Annotated in this window: 25 protein-coding genes, 1 tRNA gene and 1 other annotated feature; of the genes, 22 read left to right on the top strand and 4 right to left on the bottom strand. The window is 28.0% G+C overall.

Features of this window, described 5'->3' with window-relative positions:
• Window position 1: 1 nt before the first annotated feature.
• The 3 genes from O212_RS0115105 to O212_RS0115095 all read left to right on the top strand — a co-directional run bounded on the left by O212_RS0115105 (window position 2) and on the right by O212_RS0115095 (window position 1,392).
• Window positions 2-907, top strand: a complete 906-nt coding sequence (locus tag O212_RS0115105) for a stage 0 sporulation family protein (protein WP_024615904.1) — start codon at window positions 2-4, stop codon at window positions 905-907.
• A gap of 9 nt (window positions 908-916) precedes the next feature.
• Window positions 917-1,120 carry a heavy-metal-associated domain-containing protein gene (locus O212_RS0115100; RefSeq protein ID WP_024615903.1) on the top strand — a complete coding sequence of 68 codons (204 nt, stop codon included), beginning with the start codon at window positions 917-919 and terminating at the stop codon, window positions 1,118-1,120.
• 101 nt (window positions 1,121-1,221) lie between these two features.
• Window positions 1,222-1,392 (top strand): 4Fe-4S binding protein, encoded by a 171-nt coding sequence (locus O212_RS0115095; protein WP_024615902.1) that lies wholly within the window; start codon window positions 1,222-1,224, stop codon window positions 1,390-1,392.
• A 37-nt stretch (window positions 1,393-1,429) separates the two neighbouring features.
• Here the strand turns inward: O212_RS0115095 and O212_RS0115090 are convergent, their stop codons facing one another.
• On the bottom strand, window positions 1,430-2,074 hold the full coding sequence (locus O212_RS0115090) for an MBL fold metallo-hydrolase (protein ID WP_024615901.1): 645 nt from the start codon (window positions 2,072-2,074) through the stop codon (window positions 1,430-1,432).
• A gap of 144 nt (window positions 2,075-2,218) precedes the next feature.
• On the opposite strand from O212_RS0115090, the gene O212_RS0115085 reads away from it, so the two are divergent.
• The 6 genes from O212_RS0115085 (at window position 2,219) to O212_RS0115060 (ending at window position 8,036) form a co-directional block, all read left to right on the top strand.
• A complete protein-coding gene (locus O212_RS0115085) occupies window positions 2,219-2,674 on the top strand; it encodes a CtsR family transcriptional regulator (RefSeq protein ID WP_024615900.1) in 456 nt (151 codons plus the stop codon).
• Between the two features lie 13 nt (window positions 2,675-2,687).
• A complete protein-coding gene (locus O212_RS0115080; RefSeq protein WP_024615899.1) occupies window positions 2,688-3,236 on the top strand; it encodes a UvrB/UvrC motif-containing protein in 549 nt (182 codons plus the stop codon).
• Complete coding sequence (locus O212_RS0115075) at window positions 3,229-4,227, top strand: hypothetical protein (RefSeq protein ID WP_024615898.1); 999 nt, start codon at window positions 3,229-3,231, stop codon at window positions 4,225-4,227. The genes O212_RS0115080 and O212_RS0115075 overlap by 8 nt, the downstream gene beginning before the upstream one ends.
• Before the next feature lie 36 nt (window positions 4,228-4,263).
• Window positions 4,264-6,705: an ATP-dependent Clp protease ATP-binding subunit gene (locus O212_RS0115070; RefSeq protein ID WP_024615897.1), complete on the top strand. Its 2,442-nt coding sequence runs from the start codon at window positions 4,264-4,266 to the stop codon at window positions 6,703-6,705.
• 159 nt (window positions 6,706-6,864) lie between these two features.
• Complete coding sequence (gene trxB, locus O212_RS0115065; RefSeq protein WP_029699452.1) at window positions 6,865-7,800, top strand: thioredoxin-disulfide reductase; 936 nt, start codon at window positions 6,865-6,867, stop codon at window positions 7,798-7,800.
• An 11-nt stretch (window positions 7,801-7,811) separates the two neighbouring features.
• Window positions 7,812-8,036 carry a glutaredoxin domain-containing protein gene (locus tag O212_RS0115060; protein ID WP_024615896.1) on the top strand — a complete coding sequence of 75 codons (225 nt, stop codon included), beginning with the start codon at window positions 7,812-7,814 and terminating at the stop codon, window positions 8,034-8,036.
• A 109-nt stretch (window positions 8,037-8,145) separates the two neighbouring features.
• Here the strand turns inward: O212_RS0115060 and O212_RS0115055 are convergent, their stop codons facing one another.
• Together O212_RS0115055 and O212_RS16730 are read right to left on the bottom strand one after the other, a co-directional pair.
• The gene (locus O212_RS0115055) at window positions 8,146-8,376 is read right to left on the bottom strand and encodes a glutaredoxin family protein (RefSeq protein WP_024615895.1); all 231 of its coding nucleotides are present in this window, start codon (window positions 8,374-8,376) and stop codon (window positions 8,146-8,148) included.
• A gap of 140 nt (window positions 8,377-8,516) precedes the next feature.
• The gene (locus O212_RS16730) at window positions 8,517-8,684 is read right to left on the bottom strand and encodes a hypothetical protein (RefSeq protein WP_160166423.1); all 168 of its coding nucleotides are present in this window, start codon (window positions 8,682-8,684) and stop codon (window positions 8,517-8,519) included.
• Window positions 8,685-8,822: 138 nt separating this feature from the next.
• Here O212_RS16730 and O212_RS0115045 point away from each other — a divergent pair, with 138 nt between their 5' ends.
• The 4 genes from O212_RS0115045 (at window position 8,823) to disA (ending at window position 12,918) form a co-directional block, all read left to right on the top strand.
• Window positions 8,823-9,545, top strand: a complete 723-nt coding sequence (locus O212_RS0115045) for a GntR family transcriptional regulator (protein WP_024615894.1) — start codon at window positions 8,823-8,825, stop codon at window positions 9,543-9,545.
• Window positions 9,542-10,270 (top strand): glucosamine-6-phosphate deaminase, encoded by a 729-nt coding sequence (gene nagB / locus O212_RS0115040; protein WP_024615893.1) that lies wholly within the window; start codon window positions 9,542-9,544, stop codon window positions 10,268-10,270. The genes O212_RS0115045 and nagB overlap by 4 nt, the downstream gene beginning before the upstream one ends.
• Window positions 10,271-10,468: 198 nt before the next feature.
• Window positions 10,469-11,836 (top strand): DNA repair protein RadA, encoded by a 1,368-nt coding sequence (gene radA / locus O212_RS0115035; RefSeq protein ID WP_024615892.1) that lies wholly within the window; start codon window positions 10,469-10,471, stop codon window positions 11,834-11,836.
• 17 nt (window positions 11,837-11,853) lie between these two features.
• Window positions 11,854-12,918, top strand: a complete 1,065-nt coding sequence (disA, locus tag O212_RS0115030; RefSeq protein WP_024615891.1) for a DNA integrity scanning diadenylate cyclase DisA — start codon at window positions 11,854-11,856, stop codon at window positions 12,916-12,918.
• An 82-nt stretch (window positions 12,919-13,000) separates the two neighbouring features.
• On the opposite strand, the gene O212_RS0115025 is transcribed toward disA, so the two are convergent.
• Window positions 13,001-13,399 carry a hypothetical protein gene (locus O212_RS0115025; RefSeq protein WP_024615890.1) on the bottom strand — a complete coding sequence of 133 codons (399 nt, stop codon included), beginning with the start codon at window positions 13,397-13,399 and terminating at the stop codon, window positions 13,001-13,003.
• A 313-nt stretch (window positions 13,400-13,712) separates the two neighbouring features.
• Between O212_RS0115025 and O212_RS0115020 the strand changes: the two genes are divergently transcribed.
• The 9 genes from O212_RS0115020 to O212_RS0114980 all read left to right on the top strand — a co-directional run bounded on the left by O212_RS0115020 (window position 13,713) and on the right by O212_RS0114980 (window position 21,774).
• Complete coding sequence (locus O212_RS0115020) at window positions 13,713-14,825, top strand: PIN/TRAM domain-containing protein (RefSeq protein ID WP_024615889.1); 1,113 nt, start codon at window positions 13,713-13,715, stop codon at window positions 14,823-14,825.
• 11 nt (window positions 14,826-14,836) lie between these two features.
• Window positions 14,837-15,517 carry a 2-C-methyl-D-erythritol 4-phosphate cytidylyltransferase gene (gene ispD / locus O212_RS0115015; protein WP_024615888.1) on the top strand — a complete coding sequence of 227 codons (681 nt, stop codon included), beginning with the start codon at window positions 14,837-14,839 and terminating at the stop codon, window positions 15,515-15,517.
• A 58-nt stretch (window positions 15,518-15,575) separates the two neighbouring features.
• Window positions 15,576-15,760, top strand: a binding site (T-box leader).
• Between the two features lie 65 nt (window positions 15,761-15,825).
• The gene (locus O212_RS0115010; protein ID WP_024615887.1) at window positions 15,826-17,541 is read left to right on the top strand and encodes a proline--tRNA ligase; all 1,716 of its coding nucleotides are present in this window, start codon (window positions 15,826-15,828) and stop codon (window positions 17,539-17,541) included.
• A 16-nt stretch (window positions 17,542-17,557) separates the two neighbouring features.
• Entirely contained in the window at window positions 17,558-18,967 is a 1,410-nt protein-coding gene (cysS, locus tag O212_RS0115005; protein WP_024615886.1) for a cysteine--tRNA ligase, read from the top strand.
• A gap of 51 nt (window positions 18,968-19,018) precedes the next feature.
• On the top strand, window positions 19,019-19,432 hold the full coding sequence (locus O212_RS0115000; RefSeq protein ID WP_024615885.1) for a ribonuclease III domain-containing protein: 414 nt from the start codon (window positions 19,019-19,021) through the stop codon (window positions 19,430-19,432).
• Window positions 19,433-19,490: 58 nt separating this feature from the next.
• Window positions 19,491-20,390 carry a 23S rRNA (guanosine(2251)-2'-O)-methyltransferase RlmB gene (rlmB, locus tag O212_RS0114995; protein WP_024615884.1) on the top strand — a complete coding sequence of 300 codons (900 nt, stop codon included), beginning with the start codon at window positions 19,491-19,493 and terminating at the stop codon, window positions 20,388-20,390.
• Between the two features lie 16 nt (window positions 20,391-20,406).
• Window positions 20,407-20,919: an NYN domain-containing protein gene (locus O212_RS0114990; RefSeq protein WP_024615883.1), complete on the top strand. Its 513-nt coding sequence runs from the start codon at window positions 20,407-20,409 to the stop codon at window positions 20,917-20,919.
• A gap of 79 nt (window positions 20,920-20,998) precedes the next feature.
• Window positions 20,999-21,619, top strand: coding sequence for an RNA polymerase sporulation sigma factor SigH (sigH, locus tag O212_RS0114985; RefSeq protein WP_024615882.1), 621 nt, complete (start codon window positions 20,999-21,001; stop codon window positions 21,617-21,619).
• A 79-nt stretch (window positions 21,620-21,698) separates the two neighbouring features.
• Window positions 21,699-21,774, top strand: a tRNA-Thr gene (locus O212_RS0114980).
• Window positions 21,775-21,857: the final 83 nt, after the last annotated feature.

Below are 21,857 nucleotides of genomic sequence, written 5' to 3'. Positions count from 1 at the left end.
CATGATAGAAGTAATTGGAGTAAGATTTAAAAAGGCTGGAAAAATATATTATTTTGATCCAAATAATTTAAATATAAATAAAGAAGATTATGTTATCGTAGAAACTGCTAGAGGTATTGAATTTGGTCAATGTGTAATTGGAATAAAAAAGATTAAAGAAGAAGATATAATTTCTCCTCTTAAAAGCGTCTTAAGAATTGCTGATGCAGATGATATAAAAAAGCATGAAGAAAATAAAGCAAAAGAAGAAGAAGCTTTAGAAATTTGTACAAAGAAAATAGCAGAGCATAATCTTGTTATGAAGTTAATTGATGTTGAGTATACATTTGATAATAACAAGGTCATCTTCTATTTTACTGCAGATGGAAGAGTAGATTTTAGAGAATTAGTTAAGGATTTAGCTACTATATTTAAAACAAGAATTGAATTAAGACAAATAGGTGTTAGAGATGAAGCTAAAATGATAGGTGGACTTGGACCTTGTGGTAGACCACTTTGTTGTTCATCATTTTTAGGTGATTTTGCATCTGTTTCAATAAAGATGGCTAAAGAACAAAATTTATCATTAAATCCAACTAAGATATCAGGTATATGTGGAAGATTAATGTGTTGTTTAAACTATGAACAAAGCACATATGAGAGCATAAGAAAAGAATTACCTAAAGTAGGTTCAATTGTAAAAACACCTGAAGGAACTGGAGAAGTAATTCAAAATAATATTGTTAAAGAAAGTGTTAAAGTTAAACTAAAGAGAAAAGATGAGGAAATCTTAGAAAACTTTAATATTACTGAAGTAGAACTTATAGAAGGTTCATATGAAGATTCTATTGATGATAGTGATATAAAATTAGTTGTAGACGATGAAGCTGATAAAAAACTAATTAAGGAACTAATTAAAGAAAAGTAGGAGGCTAGTATGAAAGCTGTACTTAAGGTTGCTGGAATTAAAAATTCTACTGATGTAAGAAATGTACAAAGTGCAATAGCAAATTGTGAAGGTGTAGTAGCAAGTGAAATATCATCAGATAAAAAAGAGGTAACAGTAATATTTAATAATAATTATATAAATATAGAAAAAATAATAGATAATATAGAAGAATTTGGCTATACGGTTATATAATTAACATATCCTAAATTTTATCAAAGTACTTTAAAATTTGGATAAAACGTGATAAAATGATGATGGTGTAATTACCATAATTTTTTAGGAGGTGTTTTTAAATGGCATTTGTAATAAATGATACATGCATAAGCTGTGGAGCATGTGCAGCTGAATGTCCAGTTAATGCTATAAGCCAAGGAGATACTCAATTCGTAATAGATGCAGATACTTGTATCGATTGTGGAAACTGTGCTAATGTTTGTCCAGTAGGAGCACCAGTTCAAGAGTAATTTCATTTAAAAAAGATCGTCAAAAGACGATCTTTTTTTATTGATTATTTATAGAAAGAAGTACTACTTTATTGAAATCATTTATGTTATTTTCATTTATAACTATTGATTTTGATTTGTTTTTATATAGATCTTTTGTTAATAGTAAAAATTCTTTTATACCTTCAAATAAAAATGATGAGCAAGATGTCTTATAGTTCATTGGAATAATGATTTTAGGGTTTAATTGTTTTGATATTAAAAAAGCATCTTTACCAGATATATTTATGTGGCCACCTACAGGTATAAATAATATGTCTATATCATTTAAATTAGTTAAAAATTCTTTTGAGGGTATTTCACCAATATATCCTAAATGGCATATTTTAAGATTATCTATTTCATATGTATATATAGTATTTGGACCTCTTTTATTTCCTTTTAATTTATCTGAAAATGATGGATAACCTATAATTCTTCCTATTTCTGTATTATAAGTACCAGGACATGTTATTAATTGTATATCTTTAGATATTTCAGGTAAACAAAATGAAGTAGAAAATTCACTACTAAGTGTAACTACATTTGGGTTTAAATGTGATAAGTTACAATTATGAAATTTATTAAATGGATCTATAAGAAGTCTTTTTCCTATAGAAGTTTTTATTAAAAAAGTTGAATTTTGAATCCATGTAATTTCCATAAAAAGACCTCCATAATATATAATTTATTATGTACAAAATAAAAATATATAAACCTATTATCTTGAATGAATATAGAAAAAGTATTAATATAGTGTTACAAAGTCAAGGTAAGTAAAAAGCAGAAAGATATAGAAGGTGAAGTTATGGCAAGATTAACTGATATAATAGAAAAATTTATAAAGGAAATGATAAAGGAAGAAGAGGATAATAAAGTTTTAATACAAAGAAATGAGTTGGCGGACCAATTTAGGTGTGCGCCATCTCAAATAAATTATGTACTAAGTACTAGATTTACCTATGAAAAAGGTTATGTTATAGAAAGTAGAAGAGGCGGCGGTGGATATATATCCATAAAAAAAGTAGAACATACTTGTCCTATTGGAAGAAAAAAATTAATAAATGAATCTATTGGAGATAGTATAACATATCATAATACAGTAGCATTATTAGATAATTTATTGGAGACAGAAGTAATTAATAAAAAAGAATATAATATTATAAAAATAGCTGTTAATGATAAAACATTAAAAGATGTTGAGAATAAAAATAAAGTAAGATCAGACATATTAAAGGGAATTATGATGGTAATACTTGAATAGGAGGCGTTTTTTTATGCTATGTGAGAGGTGTGGGAAAAATCAAGCAAATGTTAAGTTGGTTAGAAACTTAGATGATAATAGTGAAAGCATATGGTTATGTATTAAATGTGCAGAGGATATAACTAAATTGCCACTTATTTCAGAGAATGATTATAATAAAGAAATTGATAAGTTATTAAATAAGTTTATAGATAACATTATGGAAAAAAAGCTTGAAAAGAAGGAAAAAATTCAAAAAGCAAAAAAAATTAAATGTCAAAATTGTGGGATAACATATGAAGAAGTTTCAAAGAACTGGGAGTTTGGGTGTGAAAAATGTTATAAGTACTTTGGAAATAAATTAAATGAAAAAATAAGAGAAAATAATATAAAAAATAAACATTTGGGAAAGTTTCCGAAGATAGAAGAGTATATTTTAGATAATAAGAAAAAGATAATAAGGTTAAAGTGTGAATTAGAAGATGCAATTGCAATAGAGTATTATGAAAAAGCAGCTTGCATTAGAGATGAAATAAGGAATTTAGAGAATCAATGTAGAGAGGTTATTTTAAAAAATGAGTGAGTTAAAAAGTTTTAAAAATCACATGTTGATTATTAGAAGTAGTATAGAACTTTTTAGAAATATAAAGGATAAAAAATTCCCTAAAAAATTAAGTATTGAGGATGGAAGAGAATTATCTAAAAATATAGCAAATGAATTAATAAATAATATTAACGGTCTTGAAGTTATAAATCTTTGGGAAGATTTTGATTTAACTTATTATAAAAATATTGGATTAATAAGTAATAATCTTATAAAAAATAAAAAAATTTCAAGTCTTATAGTTAATAAAGAAAAAAATTTTAGTGTAAATATTAATGAAAAAGAACATTTGAGATTACTATATGAAAAAAATGGCAATAATATAAAAGAAATGTATGAGTACTTAAATAAAATAGATAATTTGTTAGAAGATAAGTTTAGATATTCTTTTGATGATAGACTTGGATATCTTATGTCTAGCTTATCAAATTTAGGTACAGGTCTTAAAGTTTCAGTAACATTACATTTACCGGCATTAACAATGCTTGATAAAATTACTAAAGTATCAAAACAATTAGAAAATAATAATTTATGTATTGAAGGATTATATGGGGAAAAAGGTTATTCCTATGGAAACCTCTATAAAATAAGTAATAAATGGTGTTTGGGGGCAAGTGAAGAAGATATAATTACTAATTTAGAAGATAACATCATAAATATAATAAATGAGGAATTAAAAGAGAGAACTAACCTGTTTAATGAGTCTAAAATAAATCTTGAAGATAAAGTTTATAGAGCATATGGAATATTAAAATATGCTAGGCAATTAAGCTTTATAGAATGCTTAGAATTGTTATCAGATTTAAGATTGGGTGTGGAAAATGATATTTTAGAAATTAAATTAAGTGATATAGAAAAGTTAAGCTATTTAGCTAAAAATTCAGTTATAAAATCAATGGGAGAAGATAATATAATTGATGAATGCTTAGATATAGAACGGGCTAATGTTATTAGAAAGCTTTTGGAGTAATTGGTATGGTATAAAGGGTAAGGAGGATAAAGATGTATGAGCAATGGAAGGTTTAATGAAAGGACTCATAGTTTAATTTTAGAAGGTAAAAAAGAGTCACTTAATTTTAAGCATGGTTATGTTGGAACGGAACATATATTGCTTGGAATATTAAAGGAAGGTGGATATGCAAGTATTCTGCTTAATAAATATAATATAAATTATGAGAATATAAAGGATAAAGTAGAAAGTTATTTAGGTTTTGGTGATGTAGATTTAATAATGGATGAATTATTATTAACTCCAAGAACTAAACATTTATTAGAAGTTAGTGCTAAGGAGGCCCAAAACTTTGGTCATGCATATATTAATCCAGAACATATACTTTTAGCACTCCTTAAAGAAGATGAGGGGGTTGCATATACATTATTATCTCAATTTGATAATGATATGAATCTAATTAAAAAAGATATTATTTCATTTTTAGAAAATACAGGTGATGATTATGTGCCTCAAGATGACGAATTGGAAACAGAAGTGGAAGAGGATATTCCCGTTCTTAAAAAATATAGTATAAATATGACTAAATTAGCGAAAGAAGATAAGTTTGACCCTGTCGTAGGAAGAAATAAAGAAACTCAAAGAGTACTTGAAATATTATGTAGAAGAGCAAAAAATAATCCCTGTCTTATAGGAGAACCAGGAGTTGGAAAAACTGCAATAATAGAAGGATTGGCACAAAAAATTGTGGAAGGAAATATACCAGAAATACTTAAAGATAAGCAAATATATTCTTTAGATATTTCAAATATAATTGCTGGAGCAAAATATAGAGGCGAATTTGAAGAAAGATTAAAGAAGATTGTTGAAGAAGTTAAAGAAAATAAAAATATAATATTATTTATAGATGAAATTCATACAATTATAGGTGCTGGTGGAGCTGAAGGTGCTATAGATGCTTCAAATATATTAAAGCCTTTCTTAGCAAGAGGAGATATTCAATGTATTGGTGCCACTACTACAGATGAATATAGAAAGCATATAGAAAAAGATTTAGCTTTAGAGCGAAGATTTCAACCAGTAACAATTAATGAACCTAATAAAGATGAAACATTAAAGATATTAAGAGGGCTTAAAGAAAAATATGAGACTCATCATAAAATTGAAATATCAGATGAGGCATTAAAGGCTGCAATTGAAATGTCCGAAAGATATATAGTTGATAGATATATGCCAGATAAAGCTATAGATTTAATTGATGAAGCATCGGCTAAAGTTAGAATATCAACTCTTGAAATATCACCAGATATAAAAGTATTAGAAGATAAGATAGAGAAAATAGAATTAGATAAAGAAAATGCTATAAAGTCTCAAGATTTTGAAAAAGCTGCTTCTCTTAGAGATAAAGAAAAATCATTAAAAATGGAACTTGAAAAGAAATCAAATGGTTTCAATGAAGAGGAATCTATTAATACATTAGTAGTCAATGAAGAAGATATAGCAAAAGTTGTATCAAGTTGGACTAATATACCGGTAGAAAGATTAACAGAAAAAGAAAGTGAAAGACTTCTTAAATTGGAAGATAGACTTCACGAAAGAGTTATAGGACAAAAGGAAGCAGTTTCATCTATAGCAAAAGCTATAAGAAGGGCTAGAGTTGGATTACAAGATCCGAATAGACCTATTGGAAGTTTTATATTTTTAGGACCTACTGGTGTTGGAAAAACTGAACTTTGTAAGGCATTAGCAGAAGCAGTTTATGGAGAACAAAATAATATGATAAGAATAGATATGTCAGAATATATGGAAAAACATGCAGTATCTAAACTTATAGGAGCACCTCCAGGGTATGTAGGATATGATGAAGGTGGTCAACTTACAGAAGCTATAAGAAGAAAACCTTATTCTGTAGTTTTATTAGATGAAATAGAAAAAGCTCATGGAGATGTTTTTAATATTCTTCTACAAATATTAGAAGATGGAAGGCTAACAGATGGAAAAGGTAAGCTAGTAAATTTTAAAAATACAATAATAATAATGACATCTAATATAGGTGCACATAAAATAAATAAGCAGAGAAATGTAGGTTTTTTAAGTTCCTCTTTAAATGATAATGGATATGCATCTATGAAAGAAAATATATTAGAGGATTTAAAGAAAAACTTTAGACCTGAGTTTTTAAATAGAATAGATGATACGATAGTATTCCATAAACTGGAAAGGGATAACTTAAAGGATATATTAGACATAATGCTTAAAGATATAAAAGTTAGATTAAATAAAAATAATATAGATATAATTTTTAGTGAAGATATAAAAGATTATTTATTAAATAAATGTACTATTAGTGAATATGGTGCAAGGCCTTTTAGAAGAATAATAACAAAAGAGATAGAAGATAGGCTTAGCGAAGAAATTTTAATGGGAAATATAGAAAAAGGCAAAAATTTAGAAGCATTTATAAAAGAAGAATGTATAAAATTTAAGTGTATAAGTTAACTTATAAAGGGAGTAGTTTTTAATACTCCCTTTAATTTTTATATTTTAATAGTTAATGTTAAACAATTATTAATTAAAAAATTTTATTGAAATATATAAAGATAAAGTGATATAATAAAATTATATGACATACCCCTGGGGGGTAAGGAGGTAATTAAATTGGCAAAGCAAGTGAAAAACATTGATTTAATTATAATTGGTGGTGGTCCAGCAGGATTAACAGCTGCTATATATGGATCAAGAGCAAGATTAGATTTACTTTTATTGGAAGATAAAATAGTTGGCGGTCAAGTAAGAAATAGCTATATGGTTGAAAATTATCCAGGGTTTAAAAAAATATCTGGAGCTGAACTTTCAGACATAATGCAACAACAGGCAGAAGAATTAGGTACAAATATAGATGAATTTGATATTATAGAAAATGTTAAATTTGATGAAAACGAAAAGATTGTAGAAACTGAAGAATTTATATATAAGCCAAAGGCAGTGATAATTGCAACAGGAGCATCACCAAAAAAACTACCTATAAAAAATGAAGAAAAGTTTTCAGGTAAGGGTGTTCACTACTGTGCAGTATGTGATGGTGCTATGTATCAAGATAAAGTTATCGCTATAGTAGGTGGCGGTAATACTGCTTTAGAAGAGGCTATATTCTTAACAAACTTTGCTAAGAAAGTTTATATAATAAGAAGATATGATTATTTTAGAGGTGAAAAAGCAGTTTTAGAAGAAGTTGAAAAGAATGAAAAAATAGAGATTCTTTATAATGAAGATTTAATAGCAGTTGAAGGTAATGACTTTGTTGAAAAAGGAATAATTAAAAATACATTAACTGGTGAAGAAAAGGAAATAAAAATAGAAGCTGTATTTGGATCAATCGGACATGATCCAATGGTAAATCTATTTAAAGATTATATAAATCTTTCAAAAGGTAATTATATAATTACAGATGAAAATATGAGAACAAATATACCAGGTGTATATGCAGTTGGAGATGTTAGAGATAAAGAATATAGACAAATAACAACTGCTGTAGCAGATGGAACTATAGCTGCATTGGAAGCAGAAAAATATATAAAGAAATTAGGAAAGTAAAGGTGATATAAATGATAAAAATATATTCAACATCATGGTGTCCAGCTTGTGTTAAAGCTAAGAAATATTTAAATATGAAAGGTATAGAATTTCAAGAAATTAATGTTGCAGATAAGCATGAAGATAGAAATGAAGTTCAAGCAGTATCAGGACAAAGAACAGTACCAGTATTAGATATAGATGGAAAAGTAATTGTAGGATTTGATAAAAAAGCTATAGATGAAGCTTTAAAATAATATTTAATATATAATATATGCTATTATTTAAAAAAGAACTCTTATAGAGTTCTTTTTTATTTTATTTATACAAAAAAACACTATTGATTAATCAATAGTGTTTTTAAAATTAAACATTAGATAATGCTTTATCAATTGCAGGTTTATCAAAACCAATTATAATAGTTCCGTTTATATCAAGAACAGGAACTCCCATTTGTTTTGATTTTTTAAGCATTTCTTCTCTTGCTTCCATATCATCTTGAACATTTAATGAAGTAAATTCTATTCCTTTTTTTGTTAAGTAATCTTTAGCTTTTACACACCAAGGACATGCATTAGTTGTATATACTTTTACCATAATTTCTCCTCCTCAAACAGACGATAATTATTATTAATTAAACATCTTTTTTTATAAATTGTACTCTATAAATTTATTAAATTCAAGGTGCTTAATATGTATAATATGTAACAAATAGTTTATAAGTTTTTTTATATCAATTATTTTATTATATTTTCATTTTCTAAGTTTGAATTTAATACGAAATTACTATAATCGACATCTAGCATTGTATTTGAGAAAGTTTCACTTACGTTAATTGGATTATTATATTTTATAGTATTCCTTGGAGTTATATTTGTGTTAATAAGTTTAGATTTATCAATCATGGTATCATCATCTCCTTTTAAATTGTATAATTATTATTTGTATAAAATAAATTTATTATGCTAAAAATAAATATAAATTGTATAGTGGTCTAGACAACTATATATTAATTAGTTATAATTAATTAAGGAGGAACAAATATGATAGATAAAAATAGTCCAATTCCAGTTTATTTTCAATTAAAACAAGATATTTTAGAGAAGATTTCTGAAGGTTATTGGAAGGTCGGTGAATGCATTGATAGTGAAAGAGAACTTTCTGAACACTATGAAGTAAGCAGAATGACAGTAAGACAAGCACTTGGGGAATTAGTTCAAGAAGGAGTTTTAGTTAGAGAAAAGGGAAAAGGTACTTTTGTTTGTGAACCTAAAGTGAAGCAACAAGATGTTATGAGCTTTACAGACATTATTGAAAAGTTAGGTGGAAAGCTTGAAACTGAGGTTCTAGAATTTGATATTATAGATACTCCTGATGAGATGGTTGATTTATTAGAAGATAATAAAGTTTATAAAATAAATAGAATGAGAAAAGTAAATGGTGAGTGTATAGCTAATGAAAAAGTACATATATCACCTAAAATATGTGGAGAATTAAATAAAGAAAAGCTAAAAGGTTCTTTATTTAAACTAATAGAAGAAAGAGGTCATTTTATAGATCATTCAGAATCATCAATAAAAGCAATAGTTATGGATGATTATTATAAAAAACTTTTTAATGTAGAGAAAGTACTTCCTTTAATAAGCACTTTTGGAACAACATTAGATAAAAATGGAAAAATTCTTTTTGTAGAAGAATCAATTTATAGATCAGATAAATATATATTGCAAGTGAATATATCAAGGCGAGAGGGGAAATTAAAATGAATTTAGTTATGGTCAAAAATTATGATGAGATGAGTAAAGTAGCAGCTGGTGTTATGGCAAAAGTAGTTAATGAAAAGCCAGATGCTGTATTAGGTCTTGCAACAGGCGGAACACCAGTTGGTATGTATAAAGAATTAATAAAAATGAATAAAGATGGTAATATAGATTTTTCAAAAGTAACTACTGTTAATCTTGATGAATATATAGGACTTGCTGGAACACATGAGCAAAGTTATAGACACTTTATGAATACAAATCTTTTTGATCATATAAATATAAATAAAGCTAATACTTATGTACCAAATGGTTTAGCTGAAAATATAGAAGAAGAAGGAAAAGCTTATGACAAAAAAATAGATGAGTTAGGCGGAACAGATATACAATTATTAGGTGTTGGTAATAATGGTCATATAGCATTTAATGAACCTGATTCAGTTTTAATAGCAGGAACTCATTTAACTGGATTAACAGAAAGTACAATTCAAGCTAATTCAAGATTTTTTGATTCTATGGAAGAAGTACCAAAGACTGCTATAACTATGGGACTTGGACAAATAATGAAATCAAAAAGAATACTTTTAATAGCAAGTGGTGAAGGTAAAGCTGAGGCTATAAAAGAATTATTTAGCGGTAAAATAACTACTGAATGTCCAGTTACGATGCTTAACATGCATAGAGATGTTACAGTTATTGTAGATGAAGAGGCAGCAAAGCTTATAAAATAAAATTTTCTTTTAAATAAATTAGGCTGTTATGAAGCATTTTAATATGTTTTATAACAGCCTATTATTATTTAAAAAATTTTATAAAATAAACAAAATAAAATTAATCAATCGATAGTTTAACTCTATAATTGTATGTTATTATAATATAGGTGGAGTATAATAATATTTCATTAGTCAAAAATAGATTGAGGTGCTTTTATGGCTAAAATAAAATCAATGTTTACTTGTCAAGAATGTGGATATGAATCAGCAAAGTGGCTTGGTAAATGTCCTTCTTGCAATGAATGGAATACTTTTGTTGAAGAAGTAAGAGATAATAAAGTTCAAATAAAAAATGATATAGTAAAAACTCTTAAGCCTGAAAATATGCCTAAAAGCATTAAAAATATAAAATCAGGTGAAAAAGAGAGATATGATACTGGAATAAATGAATTAAATAGAGTATTAGGTGGTGGGCTTGTAAAAGGTTCATTAACATTAATATCAGGAGATCCTGGAATAGGTAAGTCAACGTTATTACTTCAGACTGCTAATAATATAGCAAAGAAGCATGGAAAGGTACTTTATGTTTCAGGAGAAGAGTCAGAAGAGCAAATAAAGATAAGAGGAGATAGATTAGGTGTAACATGTGATGATTTATATATTGTTTCAGAAACTAATCTTGACACAATAGAAGTTTATATAGATGAATTAGAACCAAAGTTTGTAATAATAGATTCAATACAAACAATATATAAAGAAGGGGTTACATCAGCTCCAGGAAGTGTATCACAAGTAAAAGAATGTTCAAATCAGATGATGAGAATAGGTAAAAAGAAAAATATACCATTATTTATAGTGGCGCATGTTACAAAACAAGGTGAACTTGCAGGACCTAGAGTACTTGAACATATGGTAGATACTGTTCTTTATTTTGAGGGTGAAAGAACAGAAGAATTTAGGATTTTAAGAACTATGAAAAATAGATTCGGAACAACAAGTGAAATTGGCGTTTTTGAAATGAGACAAGAGGGATTAGTTGAAGTTTATGATCCATCTAGTATGTTCTTAGAAGATACAACATTTAATCAAGAAGGATCTGTTGTAATTGGAATAATGGAAGGAACAAGACCAATACTTGTTGAGATTCAAGCATTAGTTACAGAAACAAAGGCGGTAATGCCAAGAAGAACAGCTGTAGGTATAGATAATCAAAGATTAAGCTTAATACTTGCTGTATTAGAAAAGAAACTTAGAATACCATTTTATAATCATGATGTATATGTTAATGTTGTTGGGGGATTAAGTTTAGATGGAACTACATCAGATCTTGGAGTTGCAATAGCATTAATTTCAAGCATGAGGGGAAAGGGAATTAAACTTCCAAAAGTTTTAGTCGTAGGTGAAGTAGGATTAACAGGAGAAATAAGACCTATAACATCAATAGATAGACTTGTAAATGAAGCAGAAAAGATGGGGTTTGAAAATACTATAATACCTAGTAGAAATAAGGATAAAGTTAATAATAAAACAATAAATATTATATGTGTTAGCAATATAAGAGAAGCTATAAGTAAGATATTCTAGGAGAATAGGTGAAGCGTATGAGGTTAGAAAGAGATGTTGAAATAAAAAATATATTAAAAATGATGTGTCCTGGAACTCAATTAAGAGAAGGACTTGAAAATATACTCAGAGCAAAGACTGGTGGGTTGATTGTTTTAGGAGATAGTGAAGAGGTAATGAAAATTGTAGATGGTGGTTTTACAATTCATTCAGAATATTCTCCAGCATATGTATATGAATTGGCAAAAATGGATGGGGCTATAGTTTTAAGTGATGATATAAAAAAGATTGTTTGTGCTAATGCTCAATTAGTGCCAAGTGCATCAATACCTACATTTGAAACAGGAACGAGACATAGAACAGCACAAAGGGTTGCAAGAGAAACAGGTAAAATTGTTGTTGCTATATCTCAAAGAAGAAATATTATAACTGTATATAAAGGTGATATAAAATATGTATTAAGAGAAAGTAGTGTAATACTTGGTAGAGCTAATCAGGCTGTTCAAACTCTTGAGAAATATGTATCAGTTTTGGAAAGAGTAATAAATAACTTAAATCTTCTAGAATTTCAAGACTTAACAACTCTTTTTGATGTTGTTACAGCTATTCAAAGAACTGAAATGGTAATGAGAATCGTAGAAGAAATAAGAATATATATTTTAGAGTTAGGTAATGAGGGAAGACTCATATCTATGCAATTAAATGAATTAATAAAACATGTTGAGAGAGATGGAATATTTTTAATAAGAGATTATAGTAGTCCAGATAAGGATCATAATGAAATATATGAAAATATTCAAAAATTAACATCAGAAGAACTTATAGATTTAGAAGCAATAGCTAAAGTTTTAGGATATGGATATGCACCACTTGCGGATACATTAATATCTCCAAAAGGATATAGAATGTTAAGCAAAATACCTAGAATTCCATCAAATGTTATTGAAAATTTAATAGCTCATTTTGAGAATTTTAATAATATATTAGAAGCTGATATAGATGACTTAGATAAGGTTGATGGTATTGGAGAGGCTAGAGCTAAAGCTATAAAAAACGGATTAAGAAGAATAAATGATCAGATATCATTAAAAGTAGAATTATAAAAAACGATATTCCATAGAGGAAAAAAATATATTTCTCTTGGAATATCGTTTTTTTCATATAATCGTAAATTAAAATATATCATTATCTAAAAGTAAATTTACCTAAAGTAGTTACTTTATCATTCTCTTTTAAAAATATATCATATAGATTTATATCTAAAGTGTTGCAAAGAGATGTAAGATAAAAAATATTGTTACCCATTTCACGCTCTATAACTTCACGACAATTATCACATAATTCGCCTTCTAGATGATTTTTAAGGCAATCAGCAATATTATCAATTGAGTAATCTTCAGTAACTAAACATTGTTTGCTTGCATTTATTTTTATACATCCACAATTTGTAACAGCTTTAATAATTGCTCTATTCACTCTAGAATTTGACTCAGTATATTTACTTAAAGTATCAAGGATACTTTTATGTCTAAGTAAAGAATCGTTTACATTGTTTTGAAAATCGTCAAAAATAATATCTTTCATTTGCTTCAACTCCTTGCTAATATTTGATAAGTATAAGTTAATTATAGAATTGTAAGGTAATATTTGTCAATGAAGAATTGAGTGAATAATTAGCTTTGAGTTAATAATATAATATTTTTTTTATAAAATATAGGGGGCATAAATTTGATAGAAAATCGACAAATGTACAATTTCCTAAATTAAGAAAATCTTCATTAAAGAGAATATTTAGATATGGTATAATTAACTAAGTGAAATAGAATTCTTAGTAATTATATCTACTTAGGAATTTTATATAAAAAAGTTGGTAATAATTTAATAGGGAGGTGAAAAGATGTTTAAAAAAATAATTAGATATCTTCTTACATTGATAGGATTGTTAATAGGATATATTGTAGGAGAGGCAATATTAAAAATTCATGCTGTACAAGAATTTAAATATTTATCAGGAACAGCTGGAAAGGCATCATTTCTTATATTTATTTCATTATTATTCGCAATTATTTTATTTTTAGTGTCTCCAGCAATATATAGAGGGATTTTAAATATTATTGATTATACAGAAAAAAACATGAGAAAATTTACTGTGTTAGAAATAATATATGGAGCTGTAGGAGCTGTAATTGCATTAGTAATAGTATTCTTTGTTGCAAGACCTTTAAATGATATTGGTGGAGCTTTAGGACCGTTACTTTATGTTTTAGTAAACATTTTATTTGCTATAATTGGTATGAGAATAATGGTTCAAAAGAAAGATGATATAAGTAATATATTTGTGACAATGAAAAAATCTAATGTTAATAAAGAGAAGTCATCTAAAGATAAAAAAGGTAAAAATACAAAAGGTAAATCAATACCAAAGGTATTAGATACATCAGTAATAATTGATGGAAGAATATTTGACATTTGTCAAACTGGATTTATAGAAGGACCGCTTGTTATACCAAACTTTGTTTTGGATGAATTAAGACATATATCAGATTCATCAGATTCCTTAAAGAGAACTAGAGGAAGAAGAGGACTAGATATATTAAATAAAATTCAAAAAGAGCTTGATATAGAAACTCAAATTTGGGAAGGTGATTTTCCTAAAATTGCAGAAGTTGATGCAAAACTTTTAAAATTAGCTCAAACATTAGATGGAAAAGTAATAACAAATGATTATAATTTAAATAAGGTTGCAGAGGTACAAGGTGTACCAGTTTTAAATATAAATGAACTTTCAAATGCAATAAAACCTGTTGTTATTCCTGGAGAGGAAATGACAGTTGAAGTAGTTAAAGATGGAAAAGAAGCAAGTCAAGGTGTTGCTTACTTAGATGATGGAACTATGATTGTTGTTGAAGGTGGAAAAAAACATATGAGCAAGACTATAGTAGTTATAGTTACATCTGTATTACAAACTGCTGCAGGAAGAATGATATTTGCAAGACCTAAGGATAATTAAAGGAGACTTTGATGAATAGTGCAATTATATTAGCAGGAGGAAGAGGTAAAAGGATGGGGGCAGATATAAGTAAGCAGTTTATACTTATAAATGAAAAACCAATTCTTTATTACACATTAAAAAGATTCATAGATAATGAAAATATAGATGAAGTTGTTTTGGTTCTTCCTGAAGATGAAATAGAATACTGCAAAGAGGAAATACTAAAAAAGTATAAGTTGAAAGTTAATAAAATAGTATGTGGTGGTAAAGAGAGACAAGATTCAGTTTTAAATGCTTTAAGAGCAATAGAAAATGGAGATATTGTTTTGATACATGATGGAGCAAGACCATTTGTTTCGGATAAAATGATATTAGATGGAATAAACTTTGCAAAAGAGTTTAAGGCAGTAGCCCCAGGAGTTATGCCAAAAGATACAATTAAAGTTAAAGATGAAAATGGATTTTCAAAAGAGACTTTAAAAAGAGAAGAACTTGTAGCAATTCAGACACCACAAATATTTGACTACAATTTAATATTATCTTGTCATGAAAAAGTTAAACTTCAAAACATAAGTGTTACAGATGACACTATGGTTGTAGAAAGTTTTGGAAACAAAGTTTTCGTTTATGATGGAGAATATACAAATATTAAAATAACTACTCCAGAAGACTTAATTTTAGGAGAGCATTTGGCTAAAAATATAGAGTAATTAACTGTGTTGACAGTATATTTGTAAAAAGTTATAATTAATTATAATTTTATATTAGTTAAAGGCTATGATGAAGAATAGTAGAAATCGCCACATTTTCAGAGAGAGAATCCTTAGGCTGAAAGATTCCAAAATAGATTTTGAACCAGCTTCGGAGTAATAGGCAAAAACTATCGGTTTAATACCGTTATCATTATTAAAGAAAAAATTTAGGTGGTACCGCGATAGTTAGTCGCCCTATTGTTAATAGGGTGGCTTTTTTATATTTAAAGAAATTAATTAATTTATATAAATAGGAGGATAAAAATATGAGAATGTCTAATATGCTAATTGCAACTTTAAGAGAAGTTCCAGCAGAAGCAGAAATAGCAAGCCATCAATTAATGCTTAGAGCAGGATTAATAAGAAAAATGGCGTCAGGAATATATAATCACTTACCATTAGGAGTAAAAGTTCTTAAAAAGGTAGAAGATATAGTTAGAGAAGAAATGGATAATGCTGGAGCACAAGAACTTTTATGTTCAGCTATAATACCAGCAGAATTATGGCAAGAGTCAGGTAGATGGGATGCTTATGGAGCAGAAATGTTCAGAGTTAAAGATAGAAATCAAAGAGAATTCTGTTTAGGACCAACTCATGAAGAAGTATTTACAAATATAGTTAAAAATGAAATTAAATCATATAAACAATTACCATTAAATTTATATCAAATTCAAACAAAGTATAGAGATGAAACTAGACCAAGATTTGGAGTTATGAGATCAAGAGAATTCATAATGAAAGATGCTTATAGCTTTGATAAAGATCAAGCAGGATTAGATGCTTCATTTGATAAAATGCATGATGCTTATGTAAAAATATTTAATAGATGTGGATTAGATGCAAAATGTGTTGAAGCGGATTCAGGAGCAATTGGTGGATCAAACTCAGCAGAATTTATGGTTAAATCAGAAGTTGGAGAAGATGATGTAGTATTCTGTACAGAATGTAACTATGCAGCAAATATAGAAAAAGCAGAATCTAAAGCAGAAATAGCAGAAGCTGAAGAATTAATCGCAATGGAAAAAGTATCTACACCAGATAGTAGAACTATAGAAGAAGTATCAGAATTTTTAAAAGTATCTCCAAAGAAAACTGTTAAAACTTTAATCTACAATGTAGATGGAAAATTAGTTGGAGTTTTAGTAAGAGGAGATAGAGAAGTTAATGAAGTAAAAGTTGCAAATGCAGCTAATGCATCAACTGATATAGAATTAGCTTCACATGAAGAAGTTCTTAAAGCAACAGGTGCTGAAACTGGATTCGCAGGACCAGTTGGATTAAAGGTAGATTTACTTTTAGTTGATGAAGAAGTAAGCAGAATGTACAATATGGTTACAGGTGCAAACGAAACTGGATTCCATTTAAAAGGAGTTAACTACGGAAGAGAGTTTGAAGGAGTGGTTGGAGACTTTAGAAATGTAGAAGAAGGAGAAGTTTGTCCTAAGTGTGGCGGAAAAGTTACTATTGCAAGAGGTACTGAAGTAGGTCATATATTTAAGTTAGGAACTAAATATTCAGAATCTATGAATGCTAAATTTATAGATGAAGATGGTAAAGAAAAGCCATTTATAATGGGATGTTATGGAATTGGTGTAACAAGAACAGTTGCATCAATAATAGAGCAACATCATGATGAAAATGGTATAATATGGCCATTAGAAGTTGCGCCTTATCATGTTTCAGTTGTAGCAGTAAATTCAAAAGATGAAGATCAAATGAGAATTGCAACAGAAATATATGAAGAACTTAAATCTATGGGAGTAGAAGCACTTTTAGATGATAGAAAAGAAAGAGCTGGAGTTAAATTTAAAGATTCAGAACTTATGGGAATACCAATGAGAATAACTGTTGGTAAGAAAATAAGTGATGGAGAAGTTGAATTTAAATTAAGAGCTGGCGGAGAAAACGAAACAATAAAGATAGAAGAAGCTAAAGATAGAGTAAGAGCAGAATTCGAAAAAAATAACCTAAAACTAAGATAGTTAGGAGGAAGATAGAATGAGGCTTTACAACACATTAACAAATAAAAAAGAGGAGTTTGTACCAATAACTCCAGGTGAAGTTACTATGTATGTATGTGGACCTACAGTTTATAACTTTTTTCACATAGGTAATGGTAGAACTTTTATAGTTTTTGATACTATAAGAAGATATTTCGAATACAGAGGCTATAAGGTAAAATTTGTTCAAAACTTTACTGATATAGATGATAAAATGATAAAGAGAGCCAATGAAGAAGGTTTAACAGTTAAAAAAGTTGGAGATAAGTATATTAAAGAATATTATACTGATGCTGATGCTTTAAATATAGAAAGAGCTACAGTAAATCCAAGGGCTACAGAATACATTGGTCAAATAATAAAATTTGTAAAAGACTTAATAGACAAAGGATATGCTTACGAAGTTGATGGAGATGTTTATTTTAGTACTAAAAAGTTTGAAGGATATGGAAAATTATCAGGTCAAAACTTAGATGAACTTCAAGCTGGGGCTAGAATAAACGTTGATGAAAGAAAGAAAGATCCTATGGATTTTGCTATATGGAAAGCAAAGAAAGAAGGAGAACCTGCTTGGAATTGTCCTTGGGGAGAAGGAAGACCAGGATGGCATATTGAATGTTCATGTATGGCAAAGAATATCTTAGGAGAAACAATAGATATTCACGCAGGTGGAATGGACTTAGCATTCCCACATCATGAAAATGAAATAGCACAAAGTGAAGCATTAACAGGAAAACCATTTGCACATTATTGGTTACATTCAGCTTATGTTAATGTAAATAATAAAAAAATGTCTAAGTCATTAAATAATTTCTTTACAGCAAGAGATGTATTAAAAGAATATGATGCTGATGTAATAAGATTCTTAATGTTATCATGTCATTATAGAATTCAATTAAATTATAGTGCTGATCTTTTAGATTCAGCGAAGGCATCAGTTGCAAGACTTTATAATGCCATAGGAAATCTTGAAAATCTTATAGATGAAGTTTCAAGAGATGAAATGAATGAAGATGAAAAGAAGTATCTTGATAGTTTAAATAAATATAGAGAAAAATATATTGAAAAAATGGATGATGATTTTAATACTGCAGATGCAATAACTGCTATATTTGATTTAGTAAAAGATATAAATACAAATATAAATGTAGAATCATCAAAAGAACTAGCTCAAGGTGCATTAGCATTAATAAGAGAACTTGGAGCACCGCTTGGAATACTTCAAAAATCAACTAAAGTAGATTTAGCTGATGAAGCAGAAGAAATAGAAAGTTTAATAGAGCAAAGACAAGAAGCTAGAAAAAATAGAGATTTTGCCCTTGCAGATAAGATAAGAGATGACTTAAAAGCAAGAGGAATTGTATTAGAAGACACTCCACAAGGAGTTAGATGGAAAAAGGTAGACTAATTTAAAAGGGCTGTGCGTTTAGTGCAGCCCTTATTTAAAGGAGTAATAACTATGTTAGAAAATTTTAGAACAAGAGAATTTAGCAAGGATGAAGCTAGAAGATTAAATCCACTACAATTAGCATTAGTTGGTGATGCTGTTTATGAAGTATTTATAAGAGGATGTATACTTTCAAATAATACAGAACTTTCAGCTCATAAAATACATAGAAAAGCTATAGGCTATGTTAAAGCAAAAAGTCAATCAGATATAATGCATAATATAGAAGATGAATTGACAGAAGAAGAGTTATATATATTTAAAAGAGGAAGAAATGCTAAATCAGCAACTGTTCCTAAAAATGCAGATGTTAGAGATTATAGAATGGCAACAGGATTTGAGGCATTAGTCGGATATTTATACTTGATAAATGATGAAAAAAGATTAGAATTTATATTTAATAAGAGTATAGAAATTTGTAAATAATAAAATGAAACTTTTACTGTAACTTAAACAAGTATTATTAGTTAAGGAGTTATTTAATATGACAAGGATAAAAAAGAGTAACCAAAATAGAAGAAGAGATGAAAGAAAATATAATAAGCCTAAAGAAGAAAAGTTCCAAGAAGAAACTTTTTCAAAAAAAGTAAGAGAACCGAGAAAACAAAGAGAAGATAAAAAAGTAATAAATAATCAAGTTGAAGAAGTAAGAGAAGATTTAATAATTGGTAGAAATGCAGTTATGGAAGCTTTAAAAAGTAATAAAACAATAGAAGCTTTATATCTTTCAAACGGATCAAGAGAAGGATCAATAAATCAAATAATAAATATTGCAAAGAAAAATAAAGTAGTTATAAAAGAATCAGATAAGAAAAAATTAGATTCTATGTCAGCTGGCATGGTACATCAAGGAGTTATAGCCAAAATAACACCATATAAATATTTTGAAGTAAAGGATATATTAGAGGAAGCAAAGAGAAAAGGCGAGGCACCTTTTATAATAATATTAGACGAATTAGAAGATCCACATAATTTAGGATCAATAATAAGAACAGCAGAAACGTGTGGAGTACATGGAATAATAATACCAAAAAGAAGAAATGTTGGAGTAACACCTACAGTTTATAAATCATCAGTTGGGGCTGTTGAGCATGTAAAAATAGCTAAGGTTACTAATATAAACAATACGATTGATGAGCTAAAAGAAAGTGGTATTTGGGTATATGGTGCAGATATAGCAGGAAGAGAATATAGTTATGAAGTTGACTTTAGTGGACCTTGTGCTCTAATTATAGGAAGTGAAGGTAGAGGGATATCAAAATTAACATTAAAAAAATGCGATAAATTAGTTAAAATTCCTATGATTGGTAAAATAAATTCTTTAAATGCTTCAGTTGCAGGTGGTATAATGATGTATGAAGTATTAAAGGGTAGATTAAAATAAAAAAGAGGGATGAGATGTGAAGATTATATTTATAGATGGATATAATGTTTTAAACAGCTGGCCTAATTTAAAAGACTTAAAAAACATAAGTTTTGATGGTGCAAGAGATAAGTTAATAAATATACTTCACAATTATGGTAGTTATAATGATTGTAAAATAGTATTAGTATTTGATGGACATAAGGTTGCTGGAAATATAGAGAATAAAGAAAAAATCAATAAAAATTTATCTATAGTATTTACTAAAGATGGCGAAACTGCAGATGCTTATATAGAAAAAGAAGTAAATTTAATTGGTAGAAAATATGAAGTTTGCGTTGTAACTTCAGATTGGTTGGAACAACAAACTATATTTCAAAGAGGAGCGACTAGAACATCTTCTATAGAGTTTTACAACGAAGTTATTGACGTAGAAGATAAAATTAGGGTTAAAACTGAAAGAAACATGATATCTCAGAAAAATAACTTAAGTGATAATATTGATGAAGAAATTTTTCATAAACTTGAGAAAATGCGTAGAAGTCACTAGTAATGTTGACTTGATTAAATTTGCTAAGTATAATAGGGACTAGGTTGTGAGGGGAAGATGGATAGAATGGTGATTGTTTATGATTAAGTATTTAGAATTTAAAGACAAAAATGATGAAGATGTAGCAATAGAAGCTAAAAATGGAAATATAAAAGCTCAAGAATATTTAATAAACAAATATGAAAATTTTGTAAAATCAAAAGCAAAATCATATTTTTTGATAGGTGCTGATAAGGAAGATATTTATCAAGAAGGAATGATTGGTCTTTATAAAGCAATAAGAGACTTTAATCCAGAGAAATTATCAACATTTAAAGCTTTTGCTGAATTGTGTGTAACAAGACAGATAATAACAGCAATAAAAACAGCAACAAGACAAAAGCATATTCCATTAAATACTTATATATCATTAAATAAACCAATCTACGAAGAAGATTCAGAAAGAACGTTATTAGATGTTTTAGCTGGATTTAAAATAACTGACCCTGAAGAACTTGTTATAAGTCAAGAAGAAAAAGCAAGAATAGAAAGTGAAATGGAAAGAGTGCTATCTAGATTAGAGCTTAATGTGTTAAACTCATACTTAGATGGTAAATCTTATCAAGAAATTGCTTGTGATTTAGATAGGCATGCAAAATCAATAGATAATGCATTGCAAAGAGTTAAGCGAAAGCTAGAAAAATGCTTAGATGTAAAGTAAGTATTTTTTATTGACAAACAAAAAAAATGATAGTAAACTTTATAATTGGTATATTAAAGAAAACTCATGATAAATGAGTGCTCACGTAGCTCAGTTGGCAGAGCGTCGCCTTGGTAAGGCGGAGGTCGTCGGTTCAATCCCGATCGTGAGCTCCAGAGACACATAAAAAAGTAGAAAACACTAGGCAAGGTTTATTAGAGTGATAGGAGGAATTTATAATGTCAAAAGCAAAATTCGA

The sequence above is a fragment of the Clostridium sp. Ade.TY genome, assembly GCF_000498355.1.
GTDB lineage: Bacteria > Bacillota > Clostridia > Clostridiales > Clostridiaceae > Clostridium.
Note: the sequence above shows the minus strand (reverse complement) of the source record. Positions and strands in the feature narration are given on the sequence as shown.

Bases quoted from the DNA above. Each gene is read 5' to 3' on its own strand.
- ispD (WP_024615888.1), top strand. From the start codon at position 14,837: ATGAATAGTGCAATTATATTAGCAGGAGGAAGAGGTAAAAGGATGGGG.
- cysS (WP_024615886.1), top strand. From the start codon at position 17,558: ATGAGGCTTTACAACACATTAACAAATAAAAAAGAGGAGTTTGTACCA.
- O212_RS0115095 (WP_024615902.1), top strand. From the start codon at position 1,222: ATGGCATTTGTAATAAATGATACATGCATAAGCTGTGGAGCATGTGCA.
- O212_RS0115070 (WP_024615897.1), top strand. From the start codon at position 4,264: ATGAGCAATGGAAGGTTTAATGAAAGGACTCATAGTTTAATTTTAGAA.
- O212_RS0115025 (WP_024615890.1), bottom strand. From the start codon at position 13,399: ATGAAAGATATTATTTTTGACGATTTTCAAAACAATGTAAACGATTCT.
- O212_RS0115010 (WP_024615887.1), top strand. From the start codon at position 15,826: ATGAGAATGTCTAATATGCTAATTGCAACTTTAAGAGAAGTTCCAGCA.
- O212_RS0115105 (WP_024615904.1), top strand. From the start codon at position 2: ATGATAGAAGTAATTGGAGTAAGATTTAAAAAGGCTGGAAAAATATAT.
- O212_RS16730 (WP_160166423.1), bottom strand. From the start codon at position 8,684: ATGATTGATAAATCTAAACTTATTAACACAAATATAACTCCAAGGAAT.
- O212_RS0115045 (WP_024615894.1), top strand. From the start codon at position 8,823: ATGATAGATAAAAATAGTCCAATTCCAGTTTATTTTCAATTAAAACAA.
- O212_RS0115090 (WP_024615901.1), bottom strand. From the start codon at position 2,074: ATGGAAATTACATGGATTCAAAATTCAACTTTTTTAATAAAAACTTCT.
- O212_RS0115100 (WP_024615903.1), top strand. From the start codon at position 917: ATGAAAGCTGTACTTAAGGTTGCTGGAATTAAAAATTCTACTGATGTA.
- O212_RS0115060 (WP_024615896.1), top strand. From the start codon at position 7,812: ATGATAAAAATATATTCAACATCATGGTGTCCAGCTTGTGTTAAAGCT.
- O212_RS0115000 (WP_024615885.1), top strand. From the start codon at position 19,019: ATGTTAGAAAATTTTAGAACAAGAGAATTTAGCAAGGATGAAGCTAGA.
- O212_RS0115055 (WP_024615895.1), bottom strand. From the start codon at position 8,376: ATGGTAAAAGTATATACAACTAATGCATGTCCTTGGTGTGTAAAAGCT.
- rlmB (WP_024615884.1), top strand. From the start codon at position 19,491: ATGACAAGGATAAAAAAGAGTAACCAAAATAGAAGAAGAGATGAAAGA.
- O212_RS0115020 (WP_024615889.1), top strand. From the start codon at position 13,713: ATGTTTAAAAAAATAATTAGATATCTTCTTACATTGATAGGATTGTTA.
- radA (WP_024615892.1), top strand. From the start codon at position 10,469: ATGGCTAAAATAAAATCAATGTTTACTTGTCAAGAATGTGGATATGAA.
- O212_RS0115080 (WP_024615899.1), top strand. From the start codon at position 2,688: ATGCTATGTGAGAGGTGTGGGAAAAATCAAGCAAATGTTAAGTTGGTT.
- nagB (WP_024615893.1), top strand. From the start codon at position 9,542: ATGAATTTAGTTATGGTCAAAAATTATGATGAGATGAGTAAAGTAGCA.
- O212_RS0115085 (WP_024615900.1), top strand. From the start codon at position 2,219: ATGGCAAGATTAACTGATATAATAGAAAAATTTATAAAGGAAATGATA.
- disA (WP_024615891.1), top strand. From the start codon at position 11,854: ATGAGGTTAGAAAGAGATGTTGAAATAAAAAATATATTAAAAATGATG.
- sigH (WP_024615882.1), top strand. From the start codon at position 20,999: ATGATTAAGTATTTAGAATTTAAAGACAAAAATGATGAAGATGTAGCA.
- O212_RS0115075 (WP_024615898.1), top strand. From the start codon at position 3,229: ATGAGTGAGTTAAAAAGTTTTAAAAATCACATGTTGATTATTAGAAGT.